This is a genomic window from Streptomyces sp. NPDC002386 (genome assembly GCF_053593175.1).
Map to the genome: position 1 here is coordinate 109,837 of NZ_JBSFBX010000004.1, position 17,877 is coordinate 127,713.

Annotated in this window: 20 protein-coding genes; all 20 read left to right on the forward strand. The window is 70.6% G+C overall.

Annotated elements, in window-relative coordinates; genetic code table 11:
• The first annotated feature begins 6 nt into the window (after positions 1 to 6).
• The 20 genes from ACWCPN_RS10100 (at position 7) to ACWCPN_RS10195 (ending at position 17,868) form a co-directional block, all read left to right on the forward strand.
• Entirely contained in the window at positions 7 to 1,062 is a 1,056-nt protein-coding gene (locus ACWCPN_RS10100) for a major capsid protein (RefSeq protein WP_451204024.1), read from the forward strand.
• Positions 1,062 to 1,394, forward strand: a complete 333-nt coding sequence (locus ACWCPN_RS10105) for a hypothetical protein (RefSeq protein ID WP_451204026.1) — start codon at positions 1,062 to 1,064, stop codon at positions 1,392 to 1,394. Before ACWCPN_RS10100 ends, ACWCPN_RS10105 begins: the two co-directional genes overlap by 1 nt.
• Positions 1,395 to 1,398: 4 nt before the next feature.
• Positions 1,399 to 1,833 (forward strand): hypothetical protein, encoded by a 435-nt coding sequence (locus ACWCPN_RS10110; RefSeq protein WP_451204028.1) that lies wholly within the window; start codon positions 1,399 to 1,401, stop codon positions 1,831 to 1,833.
• A complete protein-coding gene (locus tag ACWCPN_RS10115; protein WP_451204030.1) occupies positions 1,830 to 2,183 on the forward strand; it encodes a hypothetical protein in 354 nt (117 codons plus the stop codon). The genes ACWCPN_RS10110 and ACWCPN_RS10115 overlap by 4 nt, the downstream gene beginning before the upstream one ends.
• Before the next feature lie 4 nt (positions 2,184 to 2,187).
• The gene (locus ACWCPN_RS10120; RefSeq protein WP_451204032.1) at positions 2,188 to 2,466 is read left to right on the forward strand and encodes a hypothetical protein; all 279 of its coding nucleotides are present in this window, start codon (positions 2,188 to 2,190) and stop codon (positions 2,464 to 2,466) included.
• The gene (locus ACWCPN_RS10125) at positions 2,466 to 2,870 is read left to right on the forward strand and encodes a hypothetical protein (RefSeq protein WP_451204034.1); all 405 of its coding nucleotides are present in this window, start codon (positions 2,466 to 2,468) and stop codon (positions 2,868 to 2,870) included. Before ACWCPN_RS10120 ends, ACWCPN_RS10125 begins: the two co-directional genes overlap by 1 nt.
• A gap of 79 nt (positions 2,871 to 2,949) precedes the next feature.
• Positions 2,950 to 3,603, forward strand: coding sequence for a phage tail tube protein (locus ACWCPN_RS10130; RefSeq protein WP_451204036.1), 654 nt, complete (start codon positions 2,950 to 2,952; stop codon positions 3,601 to 3,603).
• 105 nt (positions 3,604 to 3,708) lie between these two features.
• Positions 3,709 to 4,032, forward strand: a complete 324-nt coding sequence (locus ACWCPN_RS10135; RefSeq protein ID WP_451204038.1) for a hypothetical protein — start codon at positions 3,709 to 3,711, stop codon at positions 4,030 to 4,032.
• The gene (locus ACWCPN_RS10140) at positions 3,918 to 4,499 is read left to right on the forward strand and encodes a hypothetical protein (protein ID WP_451204040.1); all 582 of its coding nucleotides are present in this window, start codon (positions 3,918 to 3,920) and stop codon (positions 4,497 to 4,499) included. The genes ACWCPN_RS10135 and ACWCPN_RS10140 overlap by 115 nt, the downstream gene beginning before the upstream one ends.
• 6 nt (positions 4,500 to 4,505) lie before the next feature.
• Positions 4,506 to 8,855, forward strand: a complete 4,350-nt coding sequence (locus ACWCPN_RS10145; RefSeq protein ID WP_451204042.1) for a phage tail tape measure protein — start codon at positions 4,506 to 4,508, stop codon at positions 8,853 to 8,855.
• A complete protein-coding gene (locus tag ACWCPN_RS10150; RefSeq protein WP_451204044.1) occupies positions 8,833 to 10,275 on the forward strand; it encodes a hypothetical protein in 1,443 nt (480 codons plus the stop codon). The genes ACWCPN_RS10145 and ACWCPN_RS10150 overlap by 23 nt, the downstream gene beginning before the upstream one ends.
• 1 nt (position 10,276) lies before the next feature.
• The gene (locus tag ACWCPN_RS10155) at positions 10,277 to 11,431 is read left to right on the forward strand and encodes a phage tail protein (RefSeq protein WP_451204046.1); all 1,155 of its coding nucleotides are present in this window, start codon (positions 10,277 to 10,279) and stop codon (positions 11,429 to 11,431) included.
• Positions 11,428 to 12,357, forward strand: coding sequence for a hypothetical protein (locus tag ACWCPN_RS10160; RefSeq protein ID WP_451204048.1), 930 nt, complete (start codon positions 11,428 to 11,430; stop codon positions 12,355 to 12,357). The genes ACWCPN_RS10155 and ACWCPN_RS10160 overlap by 4 nt, the downstream gene beginning before the upstream one ends.
• Before the next feature lie 8 nt (positions 12,358 to 12,365).
• Positions 12,366 to 12,995, forward strand: a complete 630-nt coding sequence (locus tag ACWCPN_RS10165) for a hypothetical protein (protein WP_451204050.1) — start codon at positions 12,366 to 12,368, stop codon at positions 12,993 to 12,995.
• Between the two features lie 9 nt (positions 12,996 to 13,004).
• Positions 13,005 to 15,563, forward strand: coding sequence for a right-handed parallel beta-helix repeat-containing protein (locus ACWCPN_RS10170; protein ID WP_451204052.1), 2,559 nt, complete (start codon positions 13,005 to 13,007; stop codon positions 15,561 to 15,563).
• A 74-nt stretch (positions 15,564 to 15,637) separates the two neighbouring features.
• Complete coding sequence (locus ACWCPN_RS10175) at positions 15,638 to 15,922, forward strand: hypothetical protein (protein WP_451204054.1); 285 nt, start codon at positions 15,638 to 15,640, stop codon at positions 15,920 to 15,922.
• On the forward strand, positions 15,919 to 16,725 hold the full coding sequence (locus ACWCPN_RS10180) for a CHAP domain-containing protein (RefSeq protein ID WP_451204056.1): 807 nt from the start codon (positions 15,919 to 15,921) through the stop codon (positions 16,723 to 16,725). The genes ACWCPN_RS10175 and ACWCPN_RS10180 overlap by 4 nt, the downstream gene beginning before the upstream one ends.
• A 57-nt stretch (positions 16,726 to 16,782) precedes the next feature.
• Positions 16,783 to 17,100, forward strand: coding sequence for a hypothetical protein (locus ACWCPN_RS10185; protein ID WP_451204058.1), 318 nt, complete (start codon positions 16,783 to 16,785; stop codon positions 17,098 to 17,100).
• On the forward strand, positions 17,097 to 17,525 hold the full coding sequence (locus ACWCPN_RS10190; RefSeq protein WP_451204060.1) for a hypothetical protein: 429 nt from the start codon (positions 17,097 to 17,099) through the stop codon (positions 17,523 to 17,525). Before ACWCPN_RS10185 ends, ACWCPN_RS10190 begins: the two co-directional genes overlap by 4 nt.
• A complete protein-coding gene (locus tag ACWCPN_RS10195; protein ID WP_451204062.1) occupies positions 17,518 to 17,868 on the forward strand; it encodes a hypothetical protein in 351 nt (116 codons plus the stop codon). Before ACWCPN_RS10190 ends, ACWCPN_RS10195 begins: the two co-directional genes overlap by 8 nt.
• The last annotated feature ends 9 nt before the right edge of the window (positions 17,869 to 17,877 follow it).

Here is a 17,877-nt window from a genome sequence, read left to right on the forward strand (position 1 = left end):
GCCTAGATGGGATGGGTCCTCGACACCGAGTACATCGACCCGGCGGAACTGACGGCGCTCGTGCGGCTGTCGCTCGCCGAGCAGCAGGTGAACGCGTTCGGTCTGGCGCGGTGGCTGCCGAACGTGACCGTCGATGACATCACCTTCAAGTACACGAAGGGCGGCACCGGCGGGCTCGCCGAGGCGAGCGTCTACCGGGCGTGGGACACCGAGTCCCGGATCGGGCGCCGCGAGGGCGTCGCGCAGGTCATGGGCGAGCTGCCCCCGATCAGCGAAAAGATCCCGCTCAACGAGTACGACAGCCTGCGGATCCGGAACCTCGACGCCGCCGACCCGATGCGGCAGGCGATCGCCCGCGACGCGTACCGGATCGCGACGAACATCGCGGCCCGGTTCGAGCTCGGCAAGGGTGAGGCGCTCGCCGATGCCCGGTTCACGATCAACGAGAATCGGGTGCAGCTCGCCCCGGTCGACTTCGGCCGCCGGCCCGAGCACTCGGTGATCGCCGCGGTGCTGTGGTCGGATCACGCGAACGCCCGCCCCCTCGACGACCTTGAGGCGTGGGTGCAGACGTACGTCGACACGAACGGCACGCCGCCGGCGGTGCAGATGATGGCGCGTACGGTGCTGTCGCACTTCCGGCAGTGCGACCAGGTCGTACGGCAGGTGTACCCGCTCGCCCCGTCGGGGTCGGCGCCGATGGTGTCGGTCGAGCAGCTCAACACGGTTCTGTCGTCGCTCGATCTGCCGCCGATCGAACTCAACGACGGCCGGGTGTCCGTCGACGGTACGCCGAAGCGGATCATGCCGGACGACGCGATCGTCTTCCTGCCGTCGGCGGGTGCGACCGATGCGGCGAGCCCGACCGACCTCGGCGGGTTCCTGCTCGGTACGACCGCCGAGTCGATGGAGCCCGAGTACGCGTCGGTCGCCGGCCGCGCGGGTGTCGTCGCCGCGACGTGGAAGACGAAGGATCCCGTGCGCCTGTGGACGCACGCGGCCGCCGTCGGCATGCCCGTCGTCCGCGAGCCCGACCTGACGCTGAAGGCTGAGGTGTTGTGATGGCGCGCCGGCTGAGGGGGTTCGTGTACGTCGACGGCACGGCGTACGGGCCGGGCAGCGACATGAGCGCCGACACCGCGGAGCGGATCGGCGATCACGCGTGGGAGAGCGACGCCGACAGCGGCGACGACGGCGAGCCGGGCACGGTCGGATACAACGACCCGCGCACCGGCGGCGGCGACGGGGCGCCGCCCCGCACGGGCCGCGGCTCGGGCGTCGACGCGTGGCGGAAGTTCGCCGAGGATCACAGCGTCGAGTACGACACGCACGCGAGCCGCGAGGACATCATCGCGGCGTGCGAGTCGGCCGGCGTGATCGAGCGCGAGGCGTAGGGCGGTGGCGGCAGCGTTCGCAACGGTCGCCGACTATGAGGCGCGCGCCGCCGTCACCCTCCCCGACGGCAGCCCGCGCCGGGCGCAGGTCGCGGCGTATCTCGACGACGCGTCGGCGCTCATGCAGCGGCACATTCCGACCGGCTACGTACCCGACGAGGGCACGCTGCGCGCGATCGCGGTGTCGGTCGTCCGCCGGGTGATGGCGAATCCCGGCGGCTACCGGCAGCGCACGATTGGGCAGTATTCCGAGTCGCTCGGCGAGGACGGCGGTTTGTACCTCACCGACGACGAGAAAGCGCAGCTCGTACCCGAGGACGTCACCGACCCGGGCGCCGACGCCGCGTACTCGCTCGGCGTCGTCGACGAGGGGCTGCCCGGCTGGCGGGTCGACCCGTACGAGTGGCGGCACCTCGGCTACACGCGGGGGCCGCTGTGATCCCGGGTGACGTGCTGCCGCACCTGGTCGAGGTCGAGCACCCGGGCAGCAAGGCCGACCGGTACGGGAACCGCGTCGTCGACTGGTCGACGTCGGCCCGCGTCGACGTCGCCGCGTGGCTGCAGCAGAACACAGCCGCAGAGGACACCGACCAGCGGTCGGCGCAGATCGGCGAGTGGCTCATGCTGTGCAACCCGGTCACGGCCGACGGGCAGCCGCTCACGGTGTACGGCGCCGACCGCGTGCACTGGGGCGGGCTGCAGTTCGAGGTGATCGGCCCGCCCGGGCCGGCGTACACCCCGGCCGAGTTGCATCACTACGAGATCCGGTTGAAGAGCGTCGAGGGGTGATCGCGTGGCACGAGACGGGTTCGTTCCGAACCGGCGCAACATCGCCGGGTTCCTGAAGACACCCGAGACGGCGGCGCTGATCGAGCGGAAGACACGGGCTGTCGAGGCGGCCGCGAGCGAGGCGGCGCAGGCCGCGGGCGCCGGCGGGCAGTTCCGGGTCGACGTCGCCACCGACGGCAAGCGGGCGCGCGGCGCCGTGATCGGTGACTATTCGACCAGCGACCCGGCGGTGTCGCGGGCGGCGCTGCTGCGCGCCCTGGACGCCGCCCGCGAGGTCGAGTGATGGGCGCCCCGGTCGGATACCCCGACGGCGTCGCCGTCGTCCGGGCGTACCTGCACGAGGCGCTCGCCGCCCGCGGCGACGAGGTGCCGGTCGGTACGCGTGTGCCGAGCCCGAGGCCGGCACGGTTCGTGCGGCTCGAACGGGTCGGCGGTACGCGGCTCGACCGGATCACGGACCGGCCGCGGATCGACGTGCATTGCTGGGGCGACAGCGACGAGGCGGCGACCGACCTCGCGATCGTCGCCCGGGCGCTGCTGTTCGCAATGCCCGGGTGGCGGGGCGCTGTCGCTTACGACGTCGCCGACGTCGGCGGGCCGAACGATCTACCCGACGCCGACTCTGGGCAGCCGCGCGTCGTGTTCGCCGTCGAGGTGTCGCTGCGCGGCCGTGCCCTCGCCCCCTGATCGCAGGCTCACCCGCCATCACTGACCACACGCCCCCGGACCGTGCGACGGCCGGGGGTTTCCCATGGAGGGATACCCCATGACCACACCGACCCCGGTGTCGCTTGAGGACGGGCTGCACACCGAACTCATTCGCAAGCAACTCGTTCAGGCGATTTTCGCGGCGGACATCAGCGCCGCCGCGATCACGAACCCGTTCGACACCGACGGGAACCTCGTCGCCATCCCGACCGCGTACCAGCCGATCGGCTACACCACCGACGACGGAATCGCGTTCCCGAGCGACGTCAGCATGTCCGACGTCACCTCGTCGCAGTCGGCCGAGCCGACCCGCAGCGACGTCGAGTCGGACGTGATGACCGTCAGTTTCAGCCCGCAGGAAACGAACGCCGCGACCGTCGCCCTGTACAACGGGCTGCCCCTGTCCGGTGCGGGCGCGCTGCCCGCGATCGGTACGGCGTGGACGTGGGACCGCTCCAAGACGCCGCGCAACCCGTTCCGCCGGCTGCTCGCGATCGGGCTCGACTACGGCGACGACGGCGGAGAGATCTACGTCGTCAAGTTCCTGCCGCGGGTCCGGCTCACCGACCGCGACGACGAGACGTGGTCGCGGGCCGATCCGACGACCCGGCCCGTCACCCTCACCGCGTACCGCGACAGTGCGGTCGGTACGTCGTGCCGTAACTGGATCGACGGGCCCGGCTGGCGGGCGCTCGCCCCGGCCGGCGGCTGACGCTCCCCTGATCGGGCGGGGGGCGGCGGTTCTGGGTGAGCCCCGACCGCCCCCCGCCCTTAACGATGCTCACCCGCAGCTCACCCGAGAAAGAGAGAGACGATCATGAGCAAGCCCGGCAAGGCACGGTACCGACTGTCGGCCGTCAAGGCGTCGTACGCCGACGCGGTCGGCGGATCCGAGATCGAGGTCGAGACCGACGACGGCAAGGTGTGGACCATGCCGCACCCGCTGTTCATGAGCGACGACCTCGCCCGCGAGGTCGACGCCGCCGAGGGCGACGGGCTGAAGGCGCGCGCGCTGCTCGGTGACCAGTGGGACGACTACGTCAAGAGCGGCGGCGACGCCAACGGGCTCATGCTCGTCTACCTCGCGGCGCGCACCGAAATGCAGGACACGGTCACCAAGCACCGCCCTACACGGAAGTAGGCGACGACGGCGGCGACGCCGTCGACGTCTACACGTACGACGTCCTCGACGTCCTCGGCGAGCACCCCGAGGCCGTCGAGGCGGACCTCGCCCACCACTACCCCGGTTACGGCCAGGGCGGGCCGCTCGCCGCGTACTGGCGGGGCGAGATCACGCTGCGGCTGCTGCGGGTCATGGTCGAGGGGCTGCCGCCGGACGGGGCGACCGCCCGGGCGGCGAACGGGCACGCGTGGCAGGCCGAGACCTACGCGGCCGCCGACAGCCGCGATCTGCTGAACCTGTTGTTCACGGCGTTCGTGAACGCCAACCGCGACCCGAAGAAACCGCCGATGCCGTGGCCCGAACCCGGATGGCGTCCGGGCGACCCGCTGCCCGAGGACCGCGAGGCGCAGGCCGAGCAGGACCGGGCAAAGGCGCGGGCCGCGTACGAGCACATCACATCGCAGGTACTGCCCGATAAGGGGTGATCACGAATGCCGGTCGAGGTCGGCGTCGGATACGTGTCGATCGTCCCCGAGGTACGGAACTTCGGCCGGGCGCTGCAGGAGGGAACCCGCGGCGAGTCGGTGCAGGCGGGCGAGGCGGCCGGCGAGGAAGCCGGCGGCGGGTTCCTGTCCGGCATGAGTGACAAGATGAAAGGCGGGATCGCGGCGGTCGCCGGCGTCGGCGGGGCGCTGCTCGCCGCCGGGTTCGTCGAGGCGGTCGAGAAGAACAACGCGAGCGGCAAGCTCGCGGCGCAACTGCGGCTGTCCGACAAGGAGTCGGCCCGGGCCGGGAAGATCGCCGGCGGCGTGTACGCCAAGGGGTACGGCGAGTCGATCGACCAGGTGAACGACGCGATCAAGGCGCTGCAGCAGAACAGCGTCGCGTCGATCAACGGGCCGCGTAAGTCGATGGCCGGTCTCACGCAGGACGCCCTCGCCCTGAGCGAGGCGTTCGACGTCGACGTGAACGAGTCGGCGGCGGCGGTCGGGCAGATGATCCGTACCGGGCTCGTGAAGAACGGCAAGGAGGGGTTCGACCTACTCACGACCGGGTTCCAGTCGGGCGCCGATAAGGCCGGCGATCTGATCGACACGATCGGCGAGTACGGCACACAGTGGCGCAAGGCTGGAATCTCGGGCGCGACCGGGATCGGGCTCATTAACCAGGGGCTCAAGGCGGGCGCCCGTGACGGCGACATCGTCGCCGACTCGATCAAAGAGTTCTCGATCCGGGCGGTCGACGGTAGCAAGGGAACCGCTAGCGGATTCAAGGCGCTCGGGCTCGACGCCGACAAGATGGCAGCCAAGTTCGCCAAGGGCGGCAAGGCGTCGGCGGGTGTCCTGCAGCTCACCCTCGACCGGCTGCGCGGGATCAAGGATCCGGTGACACAGTCGCAGGCCGCGGTCGCGCTGTTCGGTACGCAAGCCGAGGACCTCGGCGCCGCGTTGTACGCCCTCGACCCGAGCAAGGCAACAAAGGCCATGGGCAAGGTGAGCGGCGCCGCCGGCGACATGGCGTCGAACCTGCACGACCCCGTGATGACATCTTTCGACGTGTTCAAGCGGCGCACGCTCGCCGTCGTCGCCGATTTCATCACTGCCTATGTGCTGCCCGTCCTCGGGCGGTTCGGGCAGTTCCTGAACGACGACGTGTTTCCCGCCGTAAAGATCGTCGCCGGGATCATGAGCGCGGTGTTCGTGCCCGCCCTGGTCGCGGTCGCGAGCGCGGTCGGCGCGGTCGGCGGGTGGCTGGTCAAGTGGGGGGCGTGGCTCGCGCCGCTCGGTGTGGCGATCCTCGGTGTCACGCTCGCGCTGAATGCACAGGCGATCGCGACCGGGATCGTGACGGCAGTGTTCAGCGTGTACCGGGCGGCGATCCTCGTCGGCACCGCCGTGACCGAGGGATTCGCCGGGGCGCAGGCGCTGCTCAACTCGGTGATGGCGCTAAACCCGATCACGTTGATCGTGATCGGGCTCGTCGCCCTCGGCACCGCGCTGTACGTCGCGTACAAGAAGAGCGACACGTTCCGCTCGATCGTGCAGGCGGCATGGGCCGGGATCAAGGTCGGTTGGGATTACCTGTGGTCGGCGCTCAAGGTCGGGTTCGGGTATCTCATGGTCGGGCTGCGCGCGATCGGCACGGCCGCGGTGTGGCTGTGGTCCAACGTCCTGTCTCCCGCGTTCTCGGGTATTGCGACCGCCGGAAAGATCATGTTCACGGTTCTCGCCGTGCTCGTGCTCACGCCGCTGGTGCTCGCTTTCAAGGCGGTCGCCGCGGTCGGCACGTGGCTGTGGCAGACAGTCCTCGCCCCGGCATTCCGAGGGATCGGCGCGGCCGGCACGTGGCTGTGGTCGAACGCGCTCGGCCCGGCGTTCCACGGGATCGCTGCGCTCGGCGTGTGGCTGTGGGGCTCGGTCCTGCGTCCGACGTTCTCGGCGGTCATGTCGGCGATTCACCTCGTCGGTGCGGTCGGCATGTGGCTGTGGCGCAACGCGATCTCGCCGGCGTTTCACGGGATCGTTGCCGCCGCCGTGTGGTGGTGGGGCGGCGTCAAGGTGATCTTTGGCGTATTCAAGGCGGGCGTGCACGCGCTCGGCGCGGCCGGGACGTGGCTGTACCGGTCGGCGATCAAACCGGCGTTCGACGGGATCCGCTCGGCCGCCGGGTGGCTGTGGTCCAAGGGGCTGAAGCCTGCGTTCGACGCGGGCAAGTCTGGCGTGCGGCTGCTCGGCGACGCGTTCGAGTCGGCGCAGCGGGCGATCGGCAAGGCGTTCGGCAAGATCATCGACGTCACGAAAAAGCCCGTGAACTTCGTAATCCGGTCGGTCTACACAAACGGGATCAAATCCGTCTGGGACAAGGTCGCCGGGTTCGTCGGGCTCGGCAAGCTGCCCGCCGCGCCGAAGCTGCTCAAGGAGGGCGGCCGCACTCGCGGCGGCGTGCCAGGCAAGGACAGCATTCCCGCGCTGATGATGGCCGATGAGTTCGTCGTCAAGCGCAGCAGCGCCCGCGCGGTCGGGTTCGACACCCTGCAGTACATCAACCAGCACGGCGAGCTGCCCGTGCAGAAGTTCGCCGACGGCGGCGTCGTCGGCAAGGTCACAGGGTGGCTCGGCGACAAAGCAAAGAAGGTCGGCGGCGCGGTCATGTCCGGGCTCGACTTCCTGTCGGACCCGGGCAAGCTGTGGGACAAGGCGGTCGGCGGGATACAGAAGACGATCGCGCGAGTCGGGCAATCCAAGTACGCGCAGATGATCGGCAAGGTGCCGATCAAGATGCTCGCCGGGTTGAAGGACAAGATCGTGAACGCGGCCAAGGACGCGTTCGGTAGCGCGGGCGACATCGGCGGCTCGGGCGTACAGCGGTGGTCGGGCGTCGTACTGCAGGCGCTCAAGCTCGTCGGACAGCCCGCGTCGCTACTGCCCGTCGTGCTGCGCCGCATGAACCAGGAGAGCGGCGGCAACCCGCACGCGATCAACAATTGGGACGTCAACGCGAAGAACGGCGACCCCTCGCGCGGGCTCATGCAGACGATCGGCGCGACGTTCAACGCCTATGCGGGCCCGCTGCGTTCGCGTGGCATCTATGACCCGCTCGCGAACGTGTACGCCTCGATGCGGTACGCGCTCGCCCGGTACGGGTCGCTCGCCGCGGCGTACAACCGGCCCGGCGGGTATGCCAAGGGCGGCCGGCCGAAGCGGGGCGAGCTCGCGTGGGTCGGCGAGCAGGGTCCGGAGCTCGTGCGGTTCGGCGGTGGCGGCACCGAAGTGTTCGACCACCGAACCTCGCTCGGCATGGCGGCCGGGCTCGGCGCGCTGCGAGGGTTCGCCAAGGGCACGAGCGGCGCCAAGGTCGCGGCGGCCGCGCGCAAGCAAGTTCCGGGCGATCTCGGCGCGTTCACCAAGAGTCTGACCGGCTCGGCGAGCGACATAGCGAAAGCGGCAAAGAGTCTCGCCGAGGACTTGCGGAAGACCGGCAGGGCGGGCAAGGCGCTCGCCGACCAGGTCGGCCGGACGTCGAGCAAGCTGCAGGCGCTCGCGAAGGACCGTGACCGGGTCGCGTCGCGACTGGCCACGGCCAAGCAAGCGGCCACCGACCAGAAGTCGGCGGCCGCCGATTACATGTCCCTGTCGAACATCGGCGACGTGACGTCGGTGGGCGGGCTCATCGCGGGCATGCAGTCGCGGCAGTCGAACCTCGCCGGGTTCCAATCGCTGATCAAGACAGCCCGTAAGCGGGGCGTGTCTCAGTCGGTCATTCGGCAGCTCGTCGCCGCCGGACCCGACAGCAACCTCGCGCAGCTCGTCGCCGGCGCGAGCGCAGGCGACATTAAGAAGATCAACGGGCTCGCGGCGTCCGGCGCCAAGCTCTCGACGTCATACGGCAACACTCTCGCCGACAGCATGTACGACGCCGGCAGCAAGGCCGGCGACGGGTTCCTGACCGGGCTCAAAGCCCGCGAGAAGGAACTGCAGAAACAGATGAAGCACCTCGGCGACGTGCTCGTCGACTCGATCGAGCACCGGCTCGACATTCACTCGCCGAGCCGCGAGACGCAGCGCGTCGGCGAAATGGTCGGCGCGGGCGTCGTCGTCGGCACCGATAAGGCGCTCGCCTCGGTGCGGGCGGGCGCGCAGCGGCTCGGCGCCGCAGCGATACCGCCCGTACTGCCGGTCGCCACGGCGGCCGGGCAGGCGCAGCCGGCCGGGCTGCAGCGCGGCGACACGCTCGTACTGCGGGTCGGCGAGCGCGAGTTCGTCGCGGTCGTCGACGAGCGGGTCGACGCCGGGCTCGCCACTGTCCGCGGCCGCAGCCGTGCCGGATCCAAGAGGGGATAAACGCATGCCGATGATCGTCGACCTAGCGGCGCCGCACATCACGCCGCCGGAACGGATCACCTCGCCCGACGGGTGGCTCGCCGCGATCGTCGACGAGGTGTGGGCGGGTGTGGTGCTGTCGTACAACGGCGACACCGCGCCCGCCGCCCGGAACCGGGTACTCAACCCGTCGGCCGAGGTCGACCTCGCGAACACGGCGCTGTACTCGTTCGGCACCCGGGCCCGGGTCACGACCGACGCCCGGTACGGGACGGCGTCCATCCAGCACACACAGACCTCGGGCGGCACGTTCTGCGGCTCGCGGTACACGATCGAGCCGGCGCCGGCGGGCACGGTGCTGCAAGCCTCGGCGTGGGTCAAGGTGCCCGGCACCGGCACGACTGTGTTCTTCGCTTTCCGGTCGGCGTCGGCGACGCTCGGCACGGTGAGCGTCGGCACCCCGACCGCGAACCAGTGGGTGCGGGTGAGCGCGCAGTACACGGTGCCCGCCGGGCAGACCTGCACCGAGGTCGCGGTCGCCTACAACGGGCCCGTCGGTGTCGTGTGGCTGGCGGACGCGATGCAAGTCGAGATCGGGGTAAGTGCGCCGTCCGACTACGTCGACGGGTCGCTGCCCGGCGGCGCGTGGGAGGGCGCCGCGAACGCCTCGCCGTCGATCCGGGTCACCGCCGTACCGGACGTCGCCGACGTCATGCAGGTGCGGATCGTCCGGCAGGATCCCGGCGCGGCCGCCCCGGTACCGGTGCGCAGCGCCGACCCGGCATGGGCGATCGAGGGCGTCGGTACCGCGTACGACAGTGAGGCGCCGCTCGGTGTCGCCGTCGTCTACACCGCGACCCCGGTGTACGCCGACGGGTCGACCGGGCCGGCGTCGTCCCTCGCGGTCACGGTGCCCGCGCCCGAGGCGGGCGAGGACCGCGACCTGTGGATCAAGTCGGTCGACGAGCCCGGGCTGTCGATGCGCGTCATGGTCGTTGACTGGTCGGGCGGCTCGTCGACCGCACGGCAGGACACGACAGAGATCGCCGGCTCGCCGTACATGGCGGTCGCTTACGACACCGCGTCGGCCGAGGCGTATCAGGTGACCGTCGACGTCGGACCCGAGGACGTCGACCAGGTGCGCGAGTTGCTGCGCGCGGGCGTGCTGCTCGCGCAGGCACGACCCGGCTACCTGTTCCCCGATTCGTTCCATGTGCCGGGCGACGTGACCGGGCCGACACCCACGGGCAAGCTCGGGTCGAGCGAGGGGTACCGGTTCGCATGGACGATCCAACCCGTTGCCCGGCCGGACACCGCCGGACAGCCGATGCGGCTGCCCGGCTGGTCGTGGGATGCCCTCGCCGAGCGGTTCGCGTCGTGGGATGCGGTCGCCGCGAGTTACGGATCGTGGGCGTCGCTCTCGACGGACGGGGCGATCTGACATGCTGCCCGTTCCCGACGCGGTGCACCGCGCGGTGCTCGGGCCGGCGAGGCGGCCGCGGCGCGCCGAATGGTCCAACGACGGCGGGCAGACGTGGCGGGCGGTCGACGTCGGCGGCAATCCCGAGATACGGGCCGACCGCAGCGCCGAGTGCCGGTACTCGACGAGCTGCGAACTCATCGGGGTGCAGCTCGGCCGCGACGGCATCAACACCGAGGCAACCCGGGTCCGGCTGTGGCAAGGGATCGCCGGGCCGCGCATGGATACCGTATGGATCCCGGCCGGCGTGTACGTCGTCGACGGCGCCGAACGCAGCCGGCTCGGCGCCACGGTCGATCTGCTCGGGCTTGAGGACGTGCTGCGCGGCGCTCGGTTCCCGCAGGCGCGCACCATCGGACCGGACACCGCCGGGAACCTGGTCGACCCGCTCGTCGCCGAGGCGCTGCCCGGCGCGGTCGTGTCATGGCGGGCAGGCGCCGACCGGTCGACGGCTGTGCCGCAGATCGTCGTCGACGAGGACCGGTGGCAGGCACTGTCCGGCGGCACCGACACCAGCGGCACCGCGACCGGGATCGCCGCGGCGCTCGCCGCCGAGGTGTACTGCGACGCCCGCGGCGTGCCGACCATGGCGCCGACACCGACCCTCGACGACCCGGTCGTGTGGCGGATCCCGTACGGCGTCGCCCTGGTCAAGCCTGCCGAGAAACAGTCGGCCGAGGGGCTCGTGAACCTGTGGGTCATCAGCGGCGACGGCGGCGACGGCTCGCCCACGGTCGGCCCGGTCTACGCATGGGACGACGACCCGAACAGCCTCACCTACGCCGGCCCGGATCCGGTGAACGACCCGCTCGCACCGCAGCGGCTCGGGCTGCCGTGGGTGCGGCTGCGGGTCGAACGGTACTCGTCGCCGCTGATCACGACCGAGGCGCAGGCGTTCGACGTCGGACAGTCACGGCTCGCCGACAGCCTCGGCGTGCAGTCGTCGCTCAGCTTCACGGCGGTGTGTCACCCCGCGCTCGAACCCGGCGACGTCGTCGAGGTCGAGGTGCGGCCCGGCGAGTGGCAGCGCCACATCGTCGACAGCCTTTCGTACAGCCTCGGCGGCGCCTCAATGAGCTGCACGACCAGGACGACCGCACGGAGGACGACGACGTGAACGAGGCAGCGACCGCGCTCGGCGAGCAGCTCGCCGCCCTACAAAACGCGACGGCCGCCGGCGGCACGGTGTCGGCGCAAGTCGTCGACATCACCGACACCGGCGTGAACCTCGACTATCGGGGGGCGCTGCTGCTCGACGTGCCGTGCGCCGACTCCTACCGCAACCGGAAGGGGGGCGACTGGGTCGCGCTCCGGCCGGGCGCCCGCCCGGTCGTGATGTGGCGGCTCGGCGACGACCCCGGCGACGTCGACGAGGACACGATCAGATCGCTCGCAAAGGACGTCGCCCTAGACGAGCAAGTCGTGCGCGCCGCCACGTGGGGCACCGCGGCGCCGGCCGGGTCCGGGTGGCAGACCGTGCAAACGCTGTACCTGCGGAAGAACTCCGAGGGAAAGGTCGAGCTGTACGGGCAGCTCGCGAGCGCGACCGACACCTCGCCGGACGCGCCGGCCGAGCGGGCACCGAAACCGGTCACGGTCTCCCCCACGGACTACGGGACATGGCGCAACGGCCGCCCCGACGACTATGCGTCCTATCCGATGCAAGGCGACTGGACGGGGGGCGGCAACCGGCGCGGCGGGTTCTTCTTCGGCTCGCGGATCGTCGACGCGTGCGCCGGGAAGACCGTCGCCAAAATGACCGTCAAGTTCCGTCGGCGCACCGGCTCGGGCGTCAACTCGAAACGCCCGCTGCACCTTTACCTGCACGGCTACGCCTCGCCGCCGTCGGGCTCGTTCACCCTCGACGACGGGCCCGAGGACCTGCTGTCGCTGTCGGTCGGTGCGACCGGCACGGCGACGCTGCCCGCGTCATGGCGGGCACAGCTCGCATCCGGTGCGGCACGCGGGCTCGCGATCTATGCGAGCGGCAGCCGCGACTACATGGCCGTATCCGGCTGCTCGATCACCATCTCATTCAGTTAGGGGTGCCTATGGCTACCGTCGGCCGCGCTGAACTCCCGATTCCCGGCGGGGGTGATGCGCCGGTTGGGCCCGGCGCCCTCGCCGAACTCGCGCTCGCCATCGACCCGCACCTCGTGCAGCACGTCGCCGATAAGGCGGAGCGCGACGCCGAGTACGCCGACGCCCCGCTGCACACCCTCGTCTCGGCGGCGAACGGCTCGCTATGGCTGAAGACCTCGAGCACCAACGTGTGGGCGACGATCTCCGAGCCGGTTCCGGCGTGGCGGCCGATCACCCTCGCGAGCGGGTTCGCGAACGATGCAACCGTGGCCCGGGTGCGGCTCACCGCCGACGGCCGGGTGTCGATGCGCGGCCGGATCGTCAAGAGCGACGGAACCCTGATCAACGGCAACTCGGGCATCAAGGTCGGCACGGTGCCGGCTGACTGCGTACCGACGACCCTCGTGTCGCGCACCGGCACGGCGTCGCTCGCAGGCGACGCGATCACGGGCGTCGGGCGCGTCGAGGTGTTCTCAGCCGACCAGACGTCGGACGCCCCCGGGTCGATCTATTGGTACTCGCAGGACGGCACGAACAACAGCAACACGACCGGCGGCGTGAACTGGGTCGGCATCGATACCGACTACTGGAAGGACTGAGGCAGCCGCATGACGCAGTACACCTACGGCGGCACGCCCGCCGACGTCCTCACGACCACGACCGGCGACGTCGTCCCCGACTACCCGCTGCGCGTCCGCCGGGCCGGCACGGGTGAACTCGTGTCCGCGCTGTACGAGGCGGACGGCACGACCCCGATCGGCGAACTCCGCACGAACCCGGCGACGTCGGCGCAGCCCGGCGCGGTTCGACCCTTCAAGGTCGCCGACGTGACCGCGATCGAATACGAGTACCTCGACAAGAACGGCAACCCGCTGCGGTGGTACCAGGTCGGCCGCGAGGTCGCCGCCGGCGCACTGGAGACCGCCGAGGCCGCGCTCACCGAGGCCGGCGGGAAACTCGACCTCGACGACCCCGACCCGCAGGAAGTGCAGGGACCGGTCACCTACGCCGCCCCGGTCACGTTCGAGCAGCCGATCAGCGCGCCGAACCTCGGCGACCAGTCGGCCCAACGATGGTTCGTCGTGAAGGATGCCGTCGGCAACGGCACCGCCGACGACGTCGCCGCGATACAGGCGCAGCTCGACGCCGCGCACGCCGCGGGCGGCGGCGTTGTTTTCCTGCCGCCGGGCCGCACGTACGGGGTGTCGACATTCCTCGTGATCTACGATTACACGACGTTGATCGCGTACGGGGCGACGCTCAAGGCGATCGGTAACAGCGGGATCCTGCGGAACTTCCTGGGCACCGAGACGTTCGCTGGGTACGCCGGGCACTCGCATATCACGCTGCTCGGCGGCACCTACGACGGCAACGCTGCCGACGGCACGACCGGCAGCGTCGTCGCCGAGACCGACGTGATCAATTTCGTGCACTGCAGCGATATCACGGTGCGCGACGTGACCGTGCTCAACTGCAGCACCGCGCACGGGCTGGAGTTCAACAGCACCGACGGCGGCCGCGCGATCAACTGCCAGTTCTACGGCTACCGGGACAACTCGGCAGGCGGCACCCGGCAGTTCTCCGAGGCGATCCAAGTCGACATGGCCAAGTCGGGCAGCAGCTCGATCGGCTCGTTCGACAACACGCCGAGCCGGAACATCCTAATTCAGGGCTGCCGGTTCGGCCCGTCCTCGCGGCTCGGTAACTACGGCCGCGCCGTGGGCAGTCACACGCTCACCTCGGGTGTGGTGTACGACAACGTCAAGGTTCTCGACTGCACGATCGACGGCGCGCTGCAGGACGGCATCTATGCGTACGGCTGGTCGCGGTCGCTGATCCGCGGCAACACGATCAAGGGCACCGGCAACAGCTCGATCCGGTACGCGCTGCCAGACCGGTCGACGACCCCGATCGCCCCGTACGACGTGAAGATCCGAGACAACACCTGCGAGGCCGCGGCGAGCGACTCGGGGATCCGGGTGATCGGCGACCCGGCGTACCGGATCCCGCAGGTGTCCATCACCGGTAACACGATCAAGGGGATCACGGGCGGCGGGAACGCGGTGCACGCCGAGTACTGCGCCGCCCCGGAGATCGAGACGAACACGGTCGACACGACGGCGGGCACCGGGCTGTACGCGCATTACAGCGACGGCGCGAACGTCACCGGCAACACGGTCAAGAGCGCGGGCAGCAACGCGATCAACGTGTCCGGCAGCGTCGGCGCGGTCGTCGCCTCGAACACGGTCGACACGACCTCGTCGAATTTCGGCGTGTTCATCGGCCAGGGCGCCGACGGCGCGACGAACTCGACCGACGCACTCGTGATCGGTAACACGATCCTGTCGCCCGCGAGTTACGGCATCCGGTTCTCGACGAACGCCGCCCGCTGTATGGCGATCGCCAACAAGGTGCGTAAGGGGTCGGGTTCGGCGACGGGCGGGTTCTCCCTCGCCGCCTCGGCGACCGACTGCACGCTGCTGCACAACGACCTCGCCGGTAACGGCTGGTCGGCGTCGGCCGCCCTGTCGGTGTCGACGGCGGCACCGCTCACCGGGCCCGGCGGTATGCAGGCGCTGCCCGGCACGAACCTGGTCGACGGCGACCTCACCGCGCTGCCCGCGCTTGAGGCGGCACTGAAACCGGCCGGCGTGTACGAGACAACGTCGCGCCTGCGCTGCGGCACGGCGTCGGCGCCCGTGTCGGGCGTGCTGTACCTGGTGCCCATATGGCTGCCGAAGGGCGCCGTCGTATCGAACCTGACGTTCGTTAGCGGCGGCACCGCTGCGGGCACGCCCACGAACTGGTGGTTCAGCCTGCACGACAGCTCGCGGAAGGCGCTCGCGCGTACCGCCGACCAGACGACGGCGGCATGGGCGGCGAACACAGCCAAGACACTGCCGATCGCGCAGACGACCGCGGGCAACGCGACGTCGTACACGACGACGTACACCGGGCTGCACTATCTCGGCGTCATGGTCAAGGCGACGACACAGCCGAACCTCGTCGGCGAGGGATCGCTGCCCGACGCCGTGGCATCGATGGCGCCCGGCTACGGCGGCGCGAATACCGGTATGTCGACACCGCCGACTGTGAGCGGCGCCGGGTTCACCGCCGCGGCGGTCGGCGGCACCGGCGCGATCATGGCGTACGGCTACACGAGCTGACACACCCCCCGGATCCACGCCCCGAGCCGAGCCGGCCGGGGCGTTCCTCATGCACGCACAGAAGGGGCTCACCCATGGGTGACACGGAACGGCCGATCCCTGAACGGCTCGGCGACCAGGAAGAGCAAGCCACGCACCTCGTGCGCACCGGTAACGGGCCGACCGTCGACGGCGAGGGCAAGCTGCTCGCCGAGCAGTTCGGGCCGGCGGACATGGCCGGGTTTCACGTCGGACCCGGATTCGCCGACGGGCTCACCGCGCACGCCGGCGAGGCGGCCGCCGACGGCGACCAGGTCGACGAGCAGCCGGCCGACGCCGCCCCGGCCGCCGACACCGCCGAGGGGGGCGAGTCGGTATGAGCGTCGAGGGCATGGTCGCGCAGATGGAACGGTGGCTCGGCACGGGCGAGCCGAACGCCATACAGGCGTGGTACCGCGAGCGCAACGGCGCGGCGTACGTGGGTAACTGGCCGTGGTGCGACGCCACGATCACGCGGGCCGCCGTCGACGCCGGCGAGTACGACGCCGTCTGTTTCGGGCACGACTACGCGTACACCGTGGCGCACGCCGAGCGGTTCCGGCAGGCGGGCGCGTGGCACCCGATGACGGACGGCATCAAGGCGTCCGGGATCCGTCGCGGCGACGTGATTTTTTTCGACTGGTCGGGCTCGTCTGAGATCAGCCGGATCGATCACGTCGGGCTCGTCACGGGCGTGTCAGCAGACCACAAGTACGTGTACACGATCGAGGGCAACACGGCGAACGTCTGCGCGAGGCGCGTGCGCGTCGTGCACGACATCGCCGGGTACGGCCGCCCGGAGTACAAGAGCGAGCCGAGGACGACGGACACGGGCGGCAGCACGTCGACGTCGACGCGACCGCAGGTGTCCCTCGCGAAGCTCGTCGCGGCATTCAAGAGGGACGCCCCCAGGAAGGGCACGCCGGTCTCGTACCCGCTCGTCGAGGTCGTCGAGGACGCCCTCGTCGCCGAGCGGCTGCTCGCCCGGCGGTACGCCGACGGGCACGCCGGTACGGCGACCCGCAGCGCGTACGCCCTGCTGCAGGAGCGGTACGGCTACAGCGGCAAGGACGCCGACGGCATCCCGGGCCGGACCAGCCTGACACGGCTCGGCAAGGCGCACGGGTTCGACGTCGTCGCCTGACACACGCCCGGCCGCCGCCGGGTGGCCGGGCTCGCACACCACTGGAAGGGGGCCGGCATGTCCGGTCTGTTCGTCTCCATCATGCGCACCGCCGTGCCGCTCGTCGCCGGGTGGCTGCTCACCCTCGCCGTATCCGCAGGCGTCGACCTCGACTCGGCGACCGTGACGAGCCTCGTCACCGTGGCGCTCGCCCTCGCCTATTACCTGGTGTTCCGGGTGCTCGAACGGCTCGGGCAGCGATCGCAGGGAACGGCGCTGCAGAACCTCGCGGGCGTGCTGCTCGGGTGGGCGCGGCCGCCGCAGTACCCCAAGCTGCCCGACCTGCAGCCGGTCGACCCGGCCGGCTACACGAGCGGCTCGACGAGCACCTCGTGATCCGGCCCGCGCTCGCGCATGCGTGGCAACGGCTGCAGCGCCGCGGGCTCACACTGCTGATCACCGGGATTGCATGGATCAGTTACGGCGCGAGCATCGCGACGCAACCGCGGTACGGCACCGTACGCGGGATCGGTGTGCTGCTCGACCTGCAGCCGATGTACGTGTGGGCGTGGGTGTGGCTCGGCAGCGGGCTCGCGTCGATCGCGTTCTGCGCCGCCCGGCCGGGCCGCGACCGGTTCGGGATCGCGGCGGCGATCGTGCCGCCGCTGCTGTGGGCAGTCGCGTACGCGCTCGGCGCCACCATCGGCGGGTACGCGCAAGCGTGGGGGGCGGTCGCCCCGTGGGCGTCGCACGCGGTCGTGATCCTGATCGTCGTGTCGGGCACGCGGCCGAGAAAGGTCGTGATGGTGCACCATGAGTAACCCGAACTCGTATTGGGCGCTGCTCGCGATCCTGATTTCGACGGCCGGGGGTGTGGCGACCGCATGGCTCGGCGGCCGCGAGCGACGGCAGGAAGTCGAGGTGCCGGCCGGCGCTGAAGCACCCGAACTCGTCGGCGCCGACCTGCAGACGATCAGCGGGCTCGCGACCGCGCTCACGCAACAGTCGACCCGGATCACCGTGCTTGAGGCACGCGACCGTGACACCCGCGAGCGTATGGCGGCGCTGTGGCGGTACGTCCGGCTGCTGCGGTCGACGATCCGCGGGCTCGGCTCACCGGTGCCCGAGCCCGACCCGGAAGATAAGCACCTGATCGAGCAGTGACCGCGCGGG